A 16,487-nucleotide genomic window follows, 5' to 3' on the forward strand; every position below is an offset into this window, starting at 1 on the left:
CGTTTGTTTGGGTTAATGCGTAAATGGACCTCAGAATTCGTTTTTAAAGGGTTAACTCAGCTTTTGGCCATGGGTGTGCTTCCAACACATCCTTGGCTTTTTTCTTCTAAACCTGTTTTGCTTTTAACGCTGCTTGAGTAGTAGTTTCTTCATTTTTTTTGGTTTTAAGTTGATATTGATTTTCTTATTAAACAGGTTGGTTAAGCCTGTAGCTGTATTACTTTACGGTAACAACTTTACCGTTGATATAAAATTTAATATTGCCCGTTTCTTCGAGCATTTTAAGCACTTCAGAAATGTTATCGAACCTCGATACTGATCCCGAAAAAGAAGGCATTTTTTCGTAACGGCTTTCCATAACAAAGTTTACGCCATACCACCTCGATAGTTTTCTGGTAATACTGATCAGGTTTTCATCCTTAAACCTAAACTCGCCGTTTTTCCAATCGATGGACAATGCAGGGTCTACCGTATTTACATTCATTTCATTATTGTAAAGTTCGGCCTGCTCACCGGGGGCGATCACTTTTTCGCCTCCTGCTCCTTTTACTTTTACCGATCCTTCTAAAAGTGTGGTTTTAGCACCCGGATTATTTGCGTAACAGTTAATATTGAAATGCGTTCCCAAAACCTCTACCTCCTGCTTTTCGCTTTTAACAATAAAAGGACGGTCCTTATCTTTGCTCACTTCAAAATAAGCTTCTCCGTCCAACACAACCTGCCTGTTCTTTCCGCTAAAATGGCTCGGAAAATCGAGTTTGGTTTCGGCATTTAACCACACCTGTGTTCCATCTGGCAGATTTACCTGATACTGGCCACCCGAAGGGGTTTCAATCCGGTTATTTTTTCCATTATCGGTTAGCGTTTCACTGTTGGTAACAGAAAAAACCAGTAAGCCGTTGGCCATTTTTTTCACACTGATGCCATTTGCACTGGCCAGTTCGCCTGTTTTACCATCCGATAGGTCAATCTTTCTTCCATCGGTAAGGGTTAAAATCGCTTTGCTTCCACCTGGCGCTACATCATTTGCATAACGCTCCGCCCGGTCTTCGTTTCTTCCTTTCAGTGCGAACAAGCCGCCAATAACACATAGGGCAATAACCGCAGCCGAAGCTACAATTACCCAAAGCCGCCTTACAATAGGTTTCCGTTTTAAAGGCTCCTGTATATTGGTTGTAGCATCAGCCAACCGCTGCTCATCTATACGTTGTTTCAATTTTAAACCAAAGGCAGTTTTCTGTTCTTCAGAAACCGGCCAGGTATTATCCAAAAGCTGTTTTTCTACAAACGAATCAACTGTATGTGCTTCTTTAGCAGTTGCCGTTCCAGTTAAATATCGGTTAATTAATTGTTTTGCCTGTTCAGTTTTCATAGGTGTGTTGAAAGCGTGGAGCGCGCCTTATATTAGTATATTCCACAAAAAGCATTTTGGTGGTAGATTTATTTTAAAAAAAATAAAAAATTAGCTCACTTATTTTAAAAGATGAAGAAATAAGGTCATCATGGCAGCAGAAAGTTTGCCATTAAGCGATTCGGAGATGACTTTAAGCGCATTGCTGATCTGTTTTTTGACCGTTCCTTCGGCAATTCCAAGTTTTTCGGATATTTCCCTGTACGATAACTGCTCATCACGGCTCAACAGATATACTTCGCGCATTTTTTTGGGCAGTTTTGCAATCCCAAGTTCAATATTATCCTGCAGTTCTTTTAAAGAAATATTTTCTTCGATGTTCTGACTGCTATCTACAGCCTGATCGGCTATTTTTTCTAAAAAATTTTCGGTATGGATATTCCTTTCGATATACCTGAGGCATAAATTGCGGGTGCTACGGATAAGATAGGCGCCAAGGCTACCTTTAACGACCAAAACACTTCTCCTGTTCCAGATGGATACAAAAATTTCCTGAACAATATCTGCTGCTTCCTCTTCTGATTTGGTTAACCTTACCGCGTATGATACCATTTTCTCCCAGTAGCGGTTATAAATTTCCGTAAATGCAGGCTCATCCTCCTGATTAATCAGCAAGATCAGTTCAACATCCGATACGTGGCCTAGGGATACCATAAGTTTGAGAAAACGAATATATAAGAAAATAAATAGTTGGATTAATAAGTAGCTGAGAAAAATTTATTTATACGCAACTATTCTTGATCTGGCTTTCTCTTTAAACAAACCAGCCCGGAATGAAAAATCACCCGGGCTGAAACTAAAACTTAATCGTTAATTATCTAACAATTTCTACATCACATAAAATTTATTGAAACATCTGTAGCATTTATACCGCTTAATCGCAATAAACGGTAATATGGATTTAAATAAAAATCCACGGGGTACCCTTTCCGTTTCCGGGTTTTTACACTTAGGACATTTTGGACATGTTTTCACAGATGGGGCTACTGACGGTAAGTTCATAAATTTATGGGACGTTTGACAGTACAAACCTAAACTTAAATTGGCTGATAACATAGAACTAAAACTACAAAAAAGCTAGTTTCTTCTACTTTTAACAATTTTTAAACGTATAATTTACATTTAATTACAATCATTCTCTTTTTCTTAAAAAAGCATCAGCTTATTTTTTAACCTAATCTTAATCATTGCATTAGCTACCACTTTTTGCTATATTTAAATACTAATCTTTTTCGCTCTTATATGATTAAACCGATCATAAGCGTTAAATAAATAATGGAAAACAAACATGCAATTACCCTAAGCTTACTTGTTCCTACTGGGCTTCATACTTATGGTTCATTTTTACTCGGAACAAACCGGCGGGAAGCTAAAAATATATTTGGCATGCTCAAAGGAAAACCTGGGCCCATGCAAGGTTGCTGCATACAAATGGAGCTTTGCGAAGAAATTGGCGGCATTTCTTTTTCAATTGCTGTTTTTCATTGCTGCAGCGAAAACCTTAAAGAAAATGTTGCCCTCATATCAAGAGAAATTTTTAGGATTTCTCAACTGGAAGACGGCAGGTAATTTTTATATGGTCAAAACCTATCCCCTTTTATACTGTGCAATATGGCCCGAAATACCAATGGCATTTCTGAAGTTGTTGCGGCAGCGCACCAGGTAATTTAAATGTTCGGCATCTGCCGCGAAGGGTTGCAGTGTTGCACTATCTACCGTTGCATGTTTCTCTTTAAAGCGCGCAGTTTCCAAATTGTGATCAACCAGCTGAGTAACCTTTTCAGAATTTGAGTGCTTTTCCATGTGGTTTTAGAATTACCCAAATATCTGCAATCATCATCAGCTCCAAATAAAGCCAGCATTAAATTACTGTTATTTACCGGTCATAATTATATTACACTTCTGTTTAGACAAGCGTATTACGCATTGATTTTTTTTGACCGGGCGGCCTTGCATTACAAAGCCAACACCGTCAAAAGCGCATATTTTATATTTGTAGAGCGCAGGATAATGAAACCAGAATGTTCCTTACACCTGTTCCCACAACCTGTTGTTAGCTACTGGGAATAATATAGATAGGTGCAAATATATAATAAGTCACCAAATGGTGAATAAAAATTATTTATTTTTGTATATTATTACCAATCCCCGTAATAAAAACCGTTGTAATGGCCAAGGAAAAAGCAGTACCTAAAGAAAGGAACAAGGATAAAAGCATGCAGAAACTGCTTGATGCCGTGGGCAGTGTTTTACGTACAGAAGGCTATCCTGGGCTTAAGGTTAACAATATAGCTGCTACAGCAAACCTCGACAAAAAGCTGATTTATAGATATTTTGGCAACACAGAAGGGCTTTTAAATGCTTATATCCGCTCGCAGGATTTTTGGAGCAATGTTAAAAGTGATGAGGAGGATGACCCCAGGCTTGATGGTGGTAAAAAATTTACTGAAAAAATGTTATTGAAGCAGCTTGAATACGTATCAAAAAATACAGAGCTGCAGAAGATTATACTGTGGCGGCTTTCGGAAGAAAAAGAGGCCTTAAAAAAACTAACAGATGCGCAGGAAGCTAACGGAGAAATGCTTTTTAAAGGCATCACAGATCCTCACTTCAAAGAAAAAGCAACTGATTTCCGCGCCATTACGGCCATCCTGATTTCGGGCATTTATTACCTTAACTTATATGCGGAGGTGAATGGAAGTGTTTTTTGCGGCATTGACCTAAAAACTGCCGAAGGGAATGCCAAGATACAACAGGCATTATCATTCCTTATCGGCGAAACTTATAAAAACCTATAACATCGCCAAGCCTTTGCCTGTACCGGAATTCCCTATTTGGCTTTTAGTCAGTAGATTGACCTCTTAAAACCCTTTAAATCAACTTCTTCGCCTCTATGCGGATAAATGCCATTAAACGGCCTAACTTTCTATTTTTTTTATAAAACTCTTCATACCAACACTTTTTTGTCTTTGAATTTCGGGCGTTGGTCGATTATCGTCCTATACTGGTATAATGCTTCATTTTATGCTGCAACGTTTTTAGCCTGGCTGCGTCTTAATATCAGAACATTCAATAAAAACATTATAAAAATTTAAAACCTAAAAGCATATGAAAACTTTATTCAAAACATTATTCGCCTCATCTTTAGCATTGGTATTATCTACTTCAGCAGTATCATTTGCAAACGCATCTGAAAATACTAAAGCTATCCACGCAGAAAAAGCATTGACTTTTAAACGCATTAAAGTTAAAGGCAACGTAGAACTGACCATTGTGCAGTCGAAACATACCGGTATCAGCTATGCAGATGATAACACTGGTAAGGTTAAGGTAATCCAAAATGGCGATGGACTTGAAATCGTATCAACCGATAACAGCATTGCAAAGGTTACTGTTTTTGTAACTGATATTTACAGGATACACGCTACAGACAATGCTAAAGTTAAAACCGAAGGCGAAATCAGCTCGCGTTACTTACAGGTTTTTTTAAGCGGTAATGCAGCCTTAACCTTAAACTCGCGCACTGAGGGTCTCTACACTGTTATCGAAGATCAGGCCGATTTAAACCTAAGCGGATATACTGCCAACCATGTATTGGTAATGGGTAAAAAGCAAAAGTTAACCATGGATAAATTTATTGCTGCAACCACCAACACAAGTCTTTTATCAGAAAATGCTGTGGCTCTTTTAAGCAAATAAAACATAAGCAAAGCTATTGAGGCAGCCCGAAAAGGCTGCCTTTTTATTTAAGCATTATTTTTTAATCCGTTACAGCAGCCTTTTTCGTCTACTGCTTCTAAAAAAGTAAAGCTTAAATCTACTGCTGTAAGTCCTTCAGAGCAGAGTGCGATATTGAAATTAACACTGGCTCCTAGATAGAGTCCATCTATCCATTCGGAAATATCGAAACCGATTTCCTGTTCATTTTCATCCTGAATTATCCCAGTGGATTTAATTTCATCGAGGTAGATTATTTTACCTGTTCTAATCATTTTAACGCTATTAATTTTTGGTTCTTAAATACAGCCTATTCCAAAAAATTTGGGCGTTAAAAATCTGGGGCGCCCCAAATAGCTAAACAGAACAAACATAGTATTGGCCATGGTTAAACTTTGGCCAACAGGTAACAATCGGGAATAGACATCATTAAAAAATCAAGAATTATACCAGTATTTACAACTTTATGCTATCTGAGCCCATAATTATCTAAACATAAAAAGTAAGTTTACTTTGAATGAGTTGTAAAATAAATTCGAAACTGCGCCGTTAGGGTCAAATTTGCGCAACCTACGCTTTTTATCCGGTTAATTATCCGGAAAATTTCTGGCCGGTTTCCTGAAGCTTTTGCAGCTTCCGCTGAAAAGAAATGTGGATTAGGTTTAAGGCAGATTGAATAGTTGATCAGAATTTATAACCCAAAGAGATACCAAAAGCATTATTTTTCAATTTCCCACTTGGTTTGTAATCACCAAAATCAGGCACCAAATTGGCCAATCCCAATTGCCCCTCCAGTTGTATAGAAAAACGACCGGCAAATTCATAACCTGTAAGAACGTTGATCCCATAATCTAATGGCCGGCCGTAAGTATATGAGTTTAAATTGTGGCCTTCAGCAGCATCGTTCCTAAAAATTATTTCTCCAGTGTTTCCAATGTTAATATCACCAATTACCGCACTGGTTGCCGAATTCCAGCTTCCACCTGTACCATAGGCAAGATAAGGACCAGCCCCAAGCAATAATTTGCCCTTGCCAACAGTTGGTTTATACAATATATTAATAGGAAGCTCTATGTAATCGGCCTTTGCTTTAAAGTTTTCTCCGTAGCCATAATAACCTCCGTTGTTATTTTTGAAGCCTTTGAGGGCATAAGCAAATCCTGGCTGAAGATACACGTCCTCAACTAATGGAACATCGACCGTTAGCCCGATCTGAAATCCAGGAACATAGTCTGTCTCCTGTTTTTTCCCGGCTTCATCCCGAACCGAAACTTTTGCGAAGTTTGCCCCTGCCCTTATCCCAATTTTGGTTTGTGCGAATGCAGCATGCGAAAAAACAATTAAAAAGGCTGCAATGGAAAACTGCTGCCAAAGTTTTTTTTTAAGTTGTAATGCTGTAGCAGAAGCCCCTGCTTTAAATAAATGATTCATATTGCGCTAATTTGTTAAAGATATAACTAAAACGCTAGGCTCAACAAAAATGCTACACTAAATTCATTTTTATTTATCCGAAAGTAAATCCGTTTCTCTATTCGAGCATGTTATCGATCTTTGAATTGATGCCGGCGATGGCCTGTTTTAATTCTTTCTTATCCACCTGATCCAATACAGCCGTTGCCACTTCTTTGAGCACATTTTTACCTTTTAACATGCCCAGGGTTTCTTTAACGGTATTGGTGGTTACCTGCAGCTGTTGCGCCAAGGCTACAATATCTACCCGGTCTGGATCGCCGGCAACCTGCGAAAGCTGGGTAATAATGGATGAACTCACCCAATCGTTGGCTAAATCGAGTCCGCTCGAAACGGGAGACTGATCTTTTTTACTGGCTACCTCATTAACAGCGCTCTCCAAAATTTTTGCATGTATAGAATTGGTTAACTTATCAATTATCGAAATGCCTTTGGCAATGGTTTTTAGGTTAATATCTATTTTACCTTTTCGTTTAGGCAATGGCTGAACAATTGGCTCGTACATGGTAAAAATTGATTCTTTGGCCAATACCGGGAATATTTTTTCTACCAAGCCTCCTGCCGGAATGAGGTGCGGATGTACCATGGATTGCTTTAGGAAAGCATTAAGTCCGGCAGCTACCATACAGGGGGCAGTTAATGGTTCTTGTGGAATGGTGGTGTTAAAATGTACTGCACCCAATAATCTCAATGCAACAATATCTGGCGAATCGTGGGTGTTTAATATCATATTCTCCAGGTTATTGAGCATGGTTACAAAAAGTTCATCCTCATCGGTATCGTTGGTCAGCAAATACATGTAACAGGCCAAAATACCCAACATTGGGTTCTCCCATTTACCATATGCAGCGGCCGTACGGAGCTCATCAGGGAGCACATAAAGGCCATTGTGCATTTTTGAAATTATGGCATCTAACTGCACCATATCCGGGTTATCCCTAAAAAAACCATTCCGCGATAATGATATGCGAAGACTCGAAAATAAAGGTAAATCCCTAAACCTGATAAAAACCTGTGTTTGCCAATTGGGGTAAATATATACTGGTAGCTCCCGTTTTACACTTTCACCATCATATACCAGATAATATTGGCCGGGACTTAATTCATCGTTAAAGCAAATGCTGGCAAAAAATACATCTTCAGCATAATTCTTGCCCGAATGGTACTGAATGCGCTCGGCAGTGAACGTATACATTAATTCACGGTTGGCAGCTAAAAGCGAGAGGTTTTCGGCTTTCAGCAGGCGCTCATCAAAAGGTTTATCTTTTTCTGAATAGCTGAGAAATAAAAATAGCGAACTCCCCGAAACTGCATTGCCGCTTAGGGTTGATTTCCTGCTCCATTCATCTGCCGGACCTGAAAAATACTCGTGGGTTGAGCTGAAACTACTTACTGGAATTGCAGAGTTTAGCTTAAAATCGACAATATAATCGCTTATCTGACTACCTGCCTCTACCCTATAATTACGGTCTTCTACAAAATCGTTCATTTCTATCCGCAGCTGATAAAGGCCTTTGGGTATATCTATTTCTAAATCGCCATAACATTTCCCAACTACCTCGTTATAGCCGTTAAAAAGCTTAAGGTGGGTAAATGGTGCTAATGCCCTGTTCTGGATCTGAAAAGAAAAATGGGCTAGTTCAGCTCCCGCTAATGTATCTTTACTCATAAACATAGTCGTTTTTGGTACCGTCAACAAAAATCCGCATGCCATCCGACTGGCCATCTGTTCTTAAAAAATACTGTCCCCTGATCAGGTTAAGGTTCCACGTCCCCTCATCAGTACTGCCCTCTTTCTCTATTTCCAGATCAGCATCTTCCAGTATTACCTTTTTTCCGGGAACGCGGAAAGCTATATTAATGGGTATCTTTTTCTGAAAGGGCCCACAAAGCTCGCGGTCCAGATCAATAGAAAGCATGGCCTTTGGAATCTGCGTTTCCTGATGGATGCCGGCCAGCTCTGGAAGTTTGAGCTTAACGTAAGCCAGCAGATTGGACACACTCAATTTGCCATCCCTTCCGGCCGCAGCCCCCCTTAATCCGTTAAGCAATACTTCGGTAAACAGGCCCCTCGGCAGGTTATTGTTCAAGCCATCATCATCCTGGCCAAGAACAGGTTTTTCGAAAGCTACAGTATCAAATTCAGTGGCATAATAGAGCAGGTAATCGGCTGTATTGCTCGATGGTAAGGGAGAACTCCAGGTTGGTGCCAGCCCTTCTACCCCTGCAATGCGGTTACGGCAGCAATCCATAAAGAAATAAATTTCCTTGAATATGCCTTTCTTTAACAGTTCATCAAGATATTTTTCGGATGAAAGGGCGTAGTTTCTGTTCGTCCTGGTCCATAAAGGGAATAACAGCGCCGAATTTTTTTGTGTTACGCCAATGCCGTGCCCGGAAAAATAAAAGTAAAACCGCCGAGCTTTTAAACCATCTTTAACAATATCATTCATCTTTCCGTCGAGCCACAGATCGAAATCGTCTTTGCGGGGGGTGTAAGTTGGCGCAGAAAGCAATTTTAATACATTCGGACTGCTTTTTGGATCGGCCGGATCTATGGGCAGCCCACCACCGTTTGGATCGAGCAACCAATCCATAAATTTCTCAGTATCGCCATGCGGCCCACCCAGTGGTGTATTCTGCTGGTAATGTTCTACTCCAATAACCACTGCAAAATCGAGATCGTTTACCATAACTATTTGATTATATTCACAATACTATCCAAGGTTGTTTCCTTATCGTTATCGAAATTACCATGCTTCATGGAGCCAGAAATAAACCCTGCAAGCGCACCTTCTTTGGTAACGGCATACACAATGTGGCCTTCTTCTTCTACAAAAGCCTTAATATTATTCAGTACTTCTACTTCATCATAAGGAGCTGCACCGGTAATGTGTCTTTGCAAACCAAGGATGTAAGCATCAAAATTATCTTTCTCCAGAATGCCAGAGATGAGGTAAAGTAACGACCGGGGATAGATTACGGGAACGAGATGATCTTTTTTCTCAAATTCATCAGACATGGTGAAGATCCTGAAATCCTCCATTATCGTTCTGTTCTTTAATATGGTATCGGCAAAAAGCTCGCACCTACAGGCTGGCGCCATAAAAATTATATGCCTGAACTTAATGTTCAGCCCTCTTTTAACCACTGCATCTACCAGTTCGCAAATGGCTATTGAACCGGCCGAGTGCCCTACCAGATCGATGGTTAGCTTGGCTCCTGTTGACTGGAAATCGACAATCTTTTTCAAGAAATAGCTCCCTGCATGAAAATCAATAGGGTCTCCGGTAAAATCGTCTGCCTTCCACATGTCTTTAGCTTTGGTCTGCATTAATCCCCACAATAGGGTACCGATATCGGCAATGTAAATTTCTCTCAATATTTCTTCTACTACGGTAGGATAGAAATCGTGGTTCCTTTTTTTCATATAGCGCTTAACTACAGCAATTACGATTTTTACAGCCGCTGCGATAAGCTTGGCAAAACTTAAAATCCCCTTTTCGCCGGCTGCACTATTTTCGGCAATACTGTTACGCATCAGTTCGGCCTCTAATGGGGGCTTCTCATTTGCGGCTGCATCAATAAGGGCCTGATCGTTTTCAATTTCCACCTCCATTTCGGCCTTAATTTCATCGCCAATACTATCATCCAAAAAATCTAAATTTTCATCAACGGCGGCAGCAGCCTGGAGGTTTACTGATCGCTTGCCCAAAATTTCTACCGTATTTTCGAAAGGGTCGGCAAATTTAAGCTGCTCCCAAATCTGTTCATCGCTCATGCCCCCTACTCCTTTACTGCCGGTTAAGCCCTGCACATCAATACCCAGATTTTTACCGGCTACTTTAACCACTTTTACAAGCAGGCGTTTAAAAAAATCGGAGCTCCATATTACATCCAGGTTCTGTTTTACGGTATCAATTAAACCGGTTTCCCATACAAAGCTTACCGGGTGCGATTGTGTGCCTGTAGTTACGTAACGGGTAATCCGTTCGGCAGTTTCCATCCCACTTTGGGTGTTTACCAGGCCGCCATGAAAGTACAACAGCAAACGGTCGCCATCTTTTAACGATTCGAAAATTTTATCTACATCAGCGGCAGTAGTATCGAAAAGAGGACTTCCGGAAGGTGCAAAGGTGCCGTGCTTACCTACATTTACATAATTGAGTTTGGATAAAGTGGTCATAGTTTAAGGTTTAAATATTTGTTCGTGGCGATTTATTTTTTAATCAACCATGTGGGCTTTCATTTCTTTGTTAGACTTTTACTCGCGGTGATTACCGTATCGGCTGTTGGTTTTAGTTTACCAAAAACCGATAACACTGTATCTATCTTCGCACGCTGATCACTAATGCTCTTTCTCATTACCTTAAGTGCATTATCCGAAATCTGCCAGCCCAAAGGCAATACCGGCCAGTTCCCTTCAATACGCTCCAATGTGGGCTGAATTTTATTGTATTTCCAATTGTCATTCTTATTCCGCCAAGCAAGCACGTTGTTTATCGTATCGGCTTTAAGTGCATTGCTGTTTATTGTTTTTAAAATGCCCTGTAGCGGAGCGAGTATTTCATACAGATTTTTGTCGCGCACAGGGTGCTCGGTAGCCAGGATGCTGTTGCTGATAGACAGGATATTGATGGAAACCTGAAGCTTTTGAAACTCCGGCTCTGCCAATATCCGTTTAAACACCTCAATTACCTGCCGCGAAGTTTCTGCACCCGAATTTTCGAGTGTTCCTCCATCGGTAAAATGGTGTTTCTCATCAAATTTACCTGTTGGACAAACGTATGGGAAACGTGCACTTAAAAAAGCTGCTGCCGAAAGTGGGAGATCGAGCTGCTTTGCCCTCATCAGGTCCTGGATAAAAATACAGCTCGGAAAATCGTGCTTATCCAACAATACGGGCGAAACAATCCCTTTTTTACCTGTATTAATATCGTAAGTATTGCTAAAAAGAAGCGGCAGTTCCATATTATCTTTGCTCCACGCCTTTCTTAATGCCACACTATAATCCATATTGTATTTATCCCGTAGAATTTGCTCAAAACCTATTTCCTGCAGGCGTGAACGGTCGGCGTACCAATTGCCACCAATAACCGACATCAATACATCCCTGCCGAAAATACCCACAATGTTGGCGGTTAAATAATCATGTTTATACAGTTCGCTGTTTTTGGGATAGAACCTGGTAGAAGCCTTACCCTTGTTAACAGCCAGTCTATCGGCAGTTAACAGAGAAAAACCAACCGTTCCGCCCGATGCACCTGAAAAGGAAAACACATGGTGCTGAAAATCATCAGCTATGCTCCTGCTGCCATGGGCATCAAGCATCCGCGAATCGAGCTCCCCCACAATCATGGTGGCCCATACCGAAGCCCTGATGCCACCACCGTACGAATTGACAAAAAATACAGGATATGCGCTGCCGTGTTTTGCAGCATATCCTTCAATTTCTGCTTGCCTAAAAGTAAGCCAGTTGCGGATATGTGTAGAGAGCGCTACCTGCTGCTCACTCTTATCGGCCCCGATGGTATAAACCTTATGAAAATCGCTCATTTTAACATAAGAGACCAAAAACCCGATCAACAGCAATAGCGTAATCCATTGTATTTTGGTGCGTTTACCGAGTATGAGCAGATAAGAGAACAACAGCACATAACAGATGAGTGCAGCTATGGCAATGGCCAGGGTGAAAAACCTAAATTCGGCAGTAAGTGCAAAGAGGATGCTTGGAATATTAAAAAGAATAAAAACCAGTGCCAGCAACAAACCCGAAACCAGTACAACAGGCGCTACTTCAATGTTTTTAACCAGATTGATCTTTGTACGGTAAGTAACTGAAACTAAAAAAGCAAAACTCAGCAGAAACAGATCTAAAGCGAGGTAAGATAAGCGGCCGTATTGCTCAACATCCGTATCCCTGATAAAATAAAAACCCACCATCAGCACAAAAAGTACCAGCATTACGGTGAGGTAGCGGCTTAAAGAAAATACTTTATTGGGTTCAAAAAAAATATCGAGTGTATTGTAGCGCAATATTTGCCTATAAGCAATTAAAGATACCAGCAACACGATCAATACAGGCACATCATCTAAAAGATAGGGCATGTGGTACTGTTTCATGGTGTTTAATATGCCTACTGCAGGTATCAGAAAAGTAAGTACACCTAGTAAACGGGCATAATCTACCGAATCTTTTTCGGGCATTGCAAAACCTTTGGGTACTGTTAACAGCAGATCGGTAAAACCACCAGCATAAAGTTTAGGCAGGTACCAGTTTAAAGTAGCTAAAACGGATATGGAAAGAAGAAAAATGATGGTTCCCCAAAAAGAGGTATTAATGGTAATAAGCAGATCCTGCCCCTGATCGGAGAAGTTTAGCAGGGCAAAAAGCACAAACAGTACTATCAGTACAATGCGGAAAGTCCAGCTTAGGCGCAAAACGAACATCATATCAACTGATAATCCGGATAACCAACCTGTTAACCGTTTAAACAAACTAATGCTCCAAGCAAATAAAATGAGGGTTAAAATGAGGAGGATAAACTTAAACAGCGCCGGATAAAATACATAAGCGGCCACTCCGTTTCTGATAAACTCGCCTGCGTGCGCCATTGAGGGAAGCTGTGGATTTAACCGCTCAAAAAGTTGAATAGACTGAAGAATATGATAATTCTCGATCACATCTAGCAAGCCGGCCAGTATAACGGCGCCAGAAAAAAGTCTAAACTGCGATCGGCTAATTCGGTCTTCAGTAGGCAATACAAGCTTATAATAATATCTAAAAAGTAGGATCAGTACGGATATGTAAAAGAAAATAAACCCGAAATCGGCATAGGTTTGGCGTTTTGCAGTTTGTACACCGGTTATATTTTTACCCGATTCTCCGGGATCTTTCCAATCGCGTTCGAAAACATAGTTTCCCGGGCGGTTCCATTCTGAAAAAATCTGGTACTGTAGCCTGTCATTATTGGTAAGTTCGAGCGAAATAATACCTGAATGGGCAGAATCAGAGAAAAGAAGATGATGGTTCTTGCTGGTCATGCTGCCAGTAACCAATAAACCCACAATAGCCACGAGGAATAGCACCTTGTTCAGTTTCATAATGGAGAGATTAAACCATACAATGGTTAGATGAGCTAATTATTAAAAATTAAATGTTATTTTATCCTATCTACCCCATGGCAGAATAAAGTAATTTCATACTGAATGTAAAAATAAACCCTGTTTTTAGAAAGCGCTTTTACGGGAAAGCCGTTTGGTTAGCTAAATTTAAATAAGTTGTATCCCAAATGAAATACTTAGTAGTGGGTAATTTTGATGGGATGGAATATTTACAAATAACACATACATAAAATGCCAAATGTGTTTAATTTACAAGAAGTTGCGGGGTTAATATTTTGTATTTTAAACCACAGATACACACGGATAAACACGGATTTTTTTTACTTTGTCATCCTGAGGCACGAAGGATCTCTTCCAGAAGATTACTGCTATTATCATGCATAACCCTCGTTATCTTGAGCTGTTTACAGGGGCGCGATGTTTTACCGTTCACAGATTCTTCACTGCGTTCAGAATGACAAAAAACCAAAGATAGACGCGGATAAACACAGATGTTTTTTTTACTGTGTCATCCTGAGGTACGAAGGATCTCTTCTAGAAGATTACTGCTATTATCATGCATAACCCTCGTTATCTTGAGCTGTTTACAGGGGCGCGATGTTTTACCGTTCACAGATTCTTCACTGCGTTCAGAATGACAAAAAACCAAAGATAGACGCGGATAAACACAGATGTTTTTTTACTGTGTCATCCTGAGGTACGAAGGATCTCTTCCAGAAGATGAATACTACTTATTGCGCATCAATACCTGTTATCTTGTATGCAGCAAATTACCTATATCATAAACCATGAAGCTATTCCGTCAAATGGATAATGCAGCATGGGTATCAATTTATTTAAGGGTTTTACGTTAGCCTTAAAAATTTAAAGCCTGATGGTGACCCATTTATCTAAAAAAATAATCCTTGTTTTCATTTAGTATGCTGTGAATTGTTAGCATCCCTTACCTTTGTACAAAATTATTTAAATGAATACGATTACTCCTTATCCAGTATTGGCACATGTTGTCAATATCATCAAAAATGTTATCAGCGATATCAAAATTGAATATACTGCCACAGGTGTTGCCAAGCTAAAAGATGGTAACGATACGATAGATTTAGAGCAGCTGTTTGATAGCAGTGGCAATTTTGCAAGGATCTTGATCAAAGATCCAAGAGATATCATCTTCAGTGAGGATTTACTGCCTACCATGAAGAACTTAGCCGATGGAGCGGAAGGAAATTTAAAATCAGCCCTGCAAAAATCTACCGTAATTATAAATGGTATTGATGTAGACACCCTGTTGATATTGGAAGATGCAAAAGACGAATTTGATCAGATCAGCAACAGCTATGAGTTTGTAAGGCCGCTTGAAAAAGAAATTACAACAGTTAAAAGCCACTTTAAATTTGGCAGCAACAGCTTTGTACTTACCCTGATGAATGAAAAGGACCAGATTTTTGTTACACCCGAATTTGCCGCATCATTTGACGCAGCAGTAAGAAAAACGGTAGAAAATGACAGCCTAAAAGTACAAGAGGCATTAAATGCCAGCTTTAAATAACAATAGCTATAGCTATAAATAATATTCTGCTCATGAGCGTGCTCAATGCTGTGGAGATTATTAGTTTGGGTTTGTCGAATATTTTTTGACAAATTGAAAACCAAAATGTACTGTAATCCTGAGCTTGTCGAAGGACAACAATACATTTTGGTTTTGACTTAAATATATAAACCCTCCTGCAAGATATGAGCAATACATTTTCTGAGAACGATCAAATCCGGGTGGTTTCTAGTTTCACTGACCTCATACATACCAATTTTCAAGGCACTACGAATGCAAGCTGTTGGTATAGAAATCTGGATGGCGATTTCAAAGAAATTGTATCAAAGCTTAAATTAAAAGAGAACATTACAGAAGTTAACAATGATGATCTTTTATCGCTCCAATTATCAGAAGCGGGTGAAATGGCCAGGGCGATTATTTTAAACGATTTACGGTTATTAACTGACCTGGGCGCATCTCCCTCACTCAATTTACTTAAAAATTATGAGCGGGATGAAGAGCTCGACTTCATTTCGACAGATGTATATTCCTTTCACGTAGATCGTTCGCCCATTGCAACCGATACTTTTTTATGCACTTATCATGGTGCCGCGAGCGACATCCTGCCGAACGAACAAGCGGTACAGAAAATTCTGGTTCCTGAAATCCGCGAAAAGCTTAAAGCATTACACCAGGGTCCAGAAGAAGAATTTGAAACATTTTTGAATGAAAATTTCTTCGATCTGCATTATCAACCTAAACCCAATGCCGTACCGATCAATTTAAAACAAGGCCATCTTTGGCGCTTGGCAGTCGATCATCCAGCGCAGCAGGTTTTGCCCTGCATACACAGAGCGCCCATTGAAAATGATGGTGAATACCGGCTACTGCTGATCTGTTAAATGAGCGCCTACCAAAATTAACGAACGGCTTTGCTCACTAAGCGTTTTAGGAAAGCAATTTATACTTTTGGGGTTTATCGTTGGTTCTTACGATAAGGTTTCTAGCTTCCAAATCAAGTTTTACTGTTTCTCCATACCACTGTACCCCACCTATAAAATTATCTTTTACCCTTTGATAAAGTTCTTCCATTAGCTCGGAATGTGTAAGCGCATGAACGGCTAAAATCGATAATAGCTCAGCTTTAATCTGCTCGTATTTATCCACAGCAATCTTTTTATTTGTTTTCGATGGATCTGGATGTAGGGTCTGAATTGTTTCTGTTTTCATAGCAGC

At 39.9% G+C, this 16,487-nt stretch carries 15 protein-coding genes; 5 read left to right on the top strand and 10 right to left on the bottom strand.

Annotation, left to right across the window (positions count from 1 at the left end; translation table 11 throughout):
- Nucleotides 1–217: 217 nt before the first annotated feature.
- Nucleotides 218–1,372: a FecR domain-containing protein gene (locus tag ACS5PU_RS06965; RefSeq protein ID WP_439458558.1), complete on the bottom strand. Its 1,155-nt coding sequence runs from the start codon at nucleotides 1,370–1,372 to the stop codon at nucleotides 218–220.
- A gap of 99 nt (nucleotides 1,373–1,471) precedes the next feature.
- Complete coding sequence (locus tag ACS5PU_RS06970) at nucleotides 1,472–2,065, bottom strand: RNA polymerase sigma factor (RefSeq protein ID WP_439458559.1); 594 nt, start codon at nucleotides 2,063–2,065, stop codon at nucleotides 1,472–1,474.
- Between the two features lie 621 nt (nucleotides 2,066–2,686).
- Between ACS5PU_RS06970 and ACS5PU_RS06975 the strand changes: the two genes are divergently transcribed.
- A complete protein-coding gene (locus tag ACS5PU_RS06975; protein ID WP_439458560.1) occupies nucleotides 2,687–2,980 on the top strand; it encodes a hypothetical protein in 294 nt (97 codons plus the stop codon).
- An 18-nt stretch (nucleotides 2,981–2,998) separates the two neighbouring features.
- Here ACS5PU_RS06975 and ACS5PU_RS06980 read toward each other — a convergent pair whose 3' ends face one another.
- Nucleotides 2,999–3,214: a hypothetical protein gene (locus ACS5PU_RS06980; RefSeq protein WP_439458561.1), complete on the bottom strand. Its 216-nt coding sequence runs from the start codon at nucleotides 3,212–3,214 to the stop codon at nucleotides 2,999–3,001.
- Nucleotides 3,215–3,579: 365 nt separating this feature from the next.
- Here ACS5PU_RS06980 and ACS5PU_RS06985 point away from each other — a divergent pair, with 365 nt between their 5' ends.
- Both ACS5PU_RS06985 and ACS5PU_RS06990 read left to right on the top strand, forming a co-directional pair.
- Nucleotides 3,580–4,209, top strand: a complete 630-nt coding sequence (locus ACS5PU_RS06985) for a TetR/AcrR family transcriptional regulator (protein WP_439458562.1) — start codon at nucleotides 3,580–3,582, stop codon at nucleotides 4,207–4,209.
- A gap of 310 nt (nucleotides 4,210–4,519) precedes the next feature.
- Nucleotides 4,520–5,110, top strand: a complete 591-nt coding sequence (locus tag ACS5PU_RS06990; RefSeq protein WP_439458563.1) for a GIN domain-containing protein — start codon at nucleotides 4,520–4,522, stop codon at nucleotides 5,108–5,110.
- Nucleotides 5,111–5,157: 47 nt separating this feature from the next.
- On the opposite strand, the gene ACS5PU_RS06995 is transcribed toward ACS5PU_RS06990, so the two are convergent.
- From ACS5PU_RS06995 to ACS5PU_RS07020, 6 genes are all read right to left on the bottom strand, one after another.
- A complete protein-coding gene (locus ACS5PU_RS06995; RefSeq protein ID WP_439458564.1) occupies nucleotides 5,158–5,403 on the bottom strand; it encodes a hypothetical protein in 246 nt (81 codons plus the stop codon).
- A 409-nt stretch (nucleotides 5,404–5,812) separates the two neighbouring features.
- Nucleotides 5,813–6,559, bottom strand: coding sequence for a porin family protein (locus ACS5PU_RS07000; RefSeq protein WP_439458565.1), 747 nt, complete (start codon nucleotides 6,557–6,559; stop codon nucleotides 5,813–5,815).
- Between the two features lie 97 nt (nucleotides 6,560–6,656).
- The gene (locus tag ACS5PU_RS07005) at nucleotides 6,657–8,267 is read right to left on the bottom strand and encodes a hypothetical protein (RefSeq protein WP_439458566.1); all 1,611 of its coding nucleotides are present in this window, start codon (nucleotides 8,265–8,267) and stop codon (nucleotides 6,657–6,659) included.
- Nucleotides 8,260–9,291, bottom strand: a complete 1,032-nt coding sequence (locus ACS5PU_RS07010; RefSeq protein WP_439458567.1) for a caspase family protein — start codon at nucleotides 9,289–9,291, stop codon at nucleotides 8,260–8,262. Before ACS5PU_RS07010 ends, ACS5PU_RS07005 begins: the two co-directional genes overlap by 8 nt.
- A 2-nt stretch (nucleotides 9,292–9,293) precedes the next feature.
- On the bottom strand, nucleotides 9,294–10,784 hold the full coding sequence (locus ACS5PU_RS07015; protein WP_439458568.1) for a hypothetical protein: 1,491 nt from the start codon (nucleotides 10,782–10,784) through the stop codon (nucleotides 9,294–9,296).
- Nucleotides 10,785–10,843: 59 nt separating this feature from the next.
- Entirely contained in the window at nucleotides 10,844–13,702 is a 2,859-nt protein-coding gene (locus ACS5PU_RS07020; RefSeq protein WP_439458569.1) for a hypothetical protein, read from the bottom strand.
- Nucleotides 13,703–14,690: 988 nt separating this feature from the next.
- Between ACS5PU_RS07020 and ACS5PU_RS07025 the strand changes: the two genes are divergently transcribed.
- Complete coding sequence (locus tag ACS5PU_RS07025; protein ID WP_439458570.1) at nucleotides 14,691–15,269, top strand: hypothetical protein; 579 nt, start codon at nucleotides 14,691–14,693, stop codon at nucleotides 15,267–15,269.
- A gap of 185 nt (nucleotides 15,270–15,454) precedes the next feature.
- Nucleotides 15,455–16,153 (top strand): DUF1826 domain-containing protein, encoded by a 699-nt coding sequence (locus ACS5PU_RS07030; protein ID WP_439458571.1) that lies wholly within the window; start codon nucleotides 15,455–15,457, stop codon nucleotides 16,151–16,153.
- A gap of 46 nt (nucleotides 16,154–16,199) precedes the next feature.
- On the opposite strand, the gene ACS5PU_RS07035 is transcribed toward ACS5PU_RS07030, so the two are convergent.
- Entirely contained in the window at nucleotides 16,200–16,481 is a 282-nt protein-coding gene (locus ACS5PU_RS07035; protein WP_439458572.1) for a DUF6958 family protein, read from the bottom strand.
- Between the last annotated feature and the right edge of the window lie 6 nt (nucleotides 16,482–16,487).

Source organism: Pedobacter sp. GSP4 (assembly GCF_051857575.1).
In the GTDB taxonomy this organism is placed as follows: Bacteria; Bacteroidota; Bacteroidia; order Sphingobacteriales; family Sphingobacteriaceae; genus Pedobacter.

Coding starts and splice junctions, on each gene's coding strand:
- ACS5PU_RS07015 (WP_439458568.1), bottom strand. CDS start 10,784: ATGACCACTTTATCCAAACTCAATTATGTAAATGTAGGTAAGCACGGC.
- ACS5PU_RS07005 (WP_439458566.1), bottom strand. CDS start 8,267: ATGAGTAAAGATACATTAGCGGGAGCTGAACTAGCCCATTTTTCTTTT.
- ACS5PU_RS06985 (WP_439458562.1), top strand. CDS start 3,580: ATGGCCAAGGAAAAAGCAGTACCTAAAGAAAGGAACAAGGATAAAAGC.
- ACS5PU_RS06995 (WP_439458564.1), bottom strand. CDS start 5,403: ATGATTAGAACAGGTAAAATAATCTACCTCGATGAAATTAAATCCACT.
- ACS5PU_RS07035 (WP_439458572.1), bottom strand. CDS start 16,481: ATGAAAACAGAAACAATTCAGACCCTACATCCAGATCCATCGAAAACA.
- ACS5PU_RS07020 (WP_439458569.1), bottom strand. CDS start 13,702: ATGAAACTGAACAAGGTGCTATTCCTCGTGGCTATTGTGGGTTTATTG.
- ACS5PU_RS06980 (WP_439458561.1), bottom strand. CDS start 3,214: ATGGAAAAGCACTCAAATTCTGAAAAGGTTACTCAGCTGGTTGATCAC.
- ACS5PU_RS06975 (WP_439458560.1), top strand. CDS start 2,687: ATGGAAAACAAACATGCAATTACCCTAAGCTTACTTGTTCCTACTGGG.
- ACS5PU_RS07025 (WP_439458570.1), top strand. CDS start 14,691: ATGAATACGATTACTCCTTATCCAGTATTGGCACATGTTGTCAATATC.
- ACS5PU_RS06990 (WP_439458563.1), top strand. CDS start 4,520: ATGAAAACTTTATTCAAAACATTATTCGCCTCATCTTTAGCATTGGTA.
- ACS5PU_RS06965 (WP_439458558.1), bottom strand. CDS start 1,372: ATGAAAACTGAACAGGCAAAACAATTAATTAACCGATATTTAACTGGA.
- ACS5PU_RS07010 (WP_439458567.1), bottom strand. CDS start 9,291: ATGGTAAACGATCTCGATTTTGCAGTGGTTATTGGAGTAGAACATTAC.
- ACS5PU_RS07030 (WP_439458571.1), top strand. CDS start 15,455: ATGAGCAATACATTTTCTGAGAACGATCAAATCCGGGTGGTTTCTAGT.
- ACS5PU_RS06970 (WP_439458559.1), bottom strand. CDS start 2,065: ATGGTATCCCTAGGCCACGTATCGGATGTTGAACTGATCTTGCTGATT.
- ACS5PU_RS07000 (WP_439458565.1), bottom strand. CDS start 6,559: ATGAATCATTTATTTAAAGCAGGGGCTTCTGCTACAGCATTACAACTT.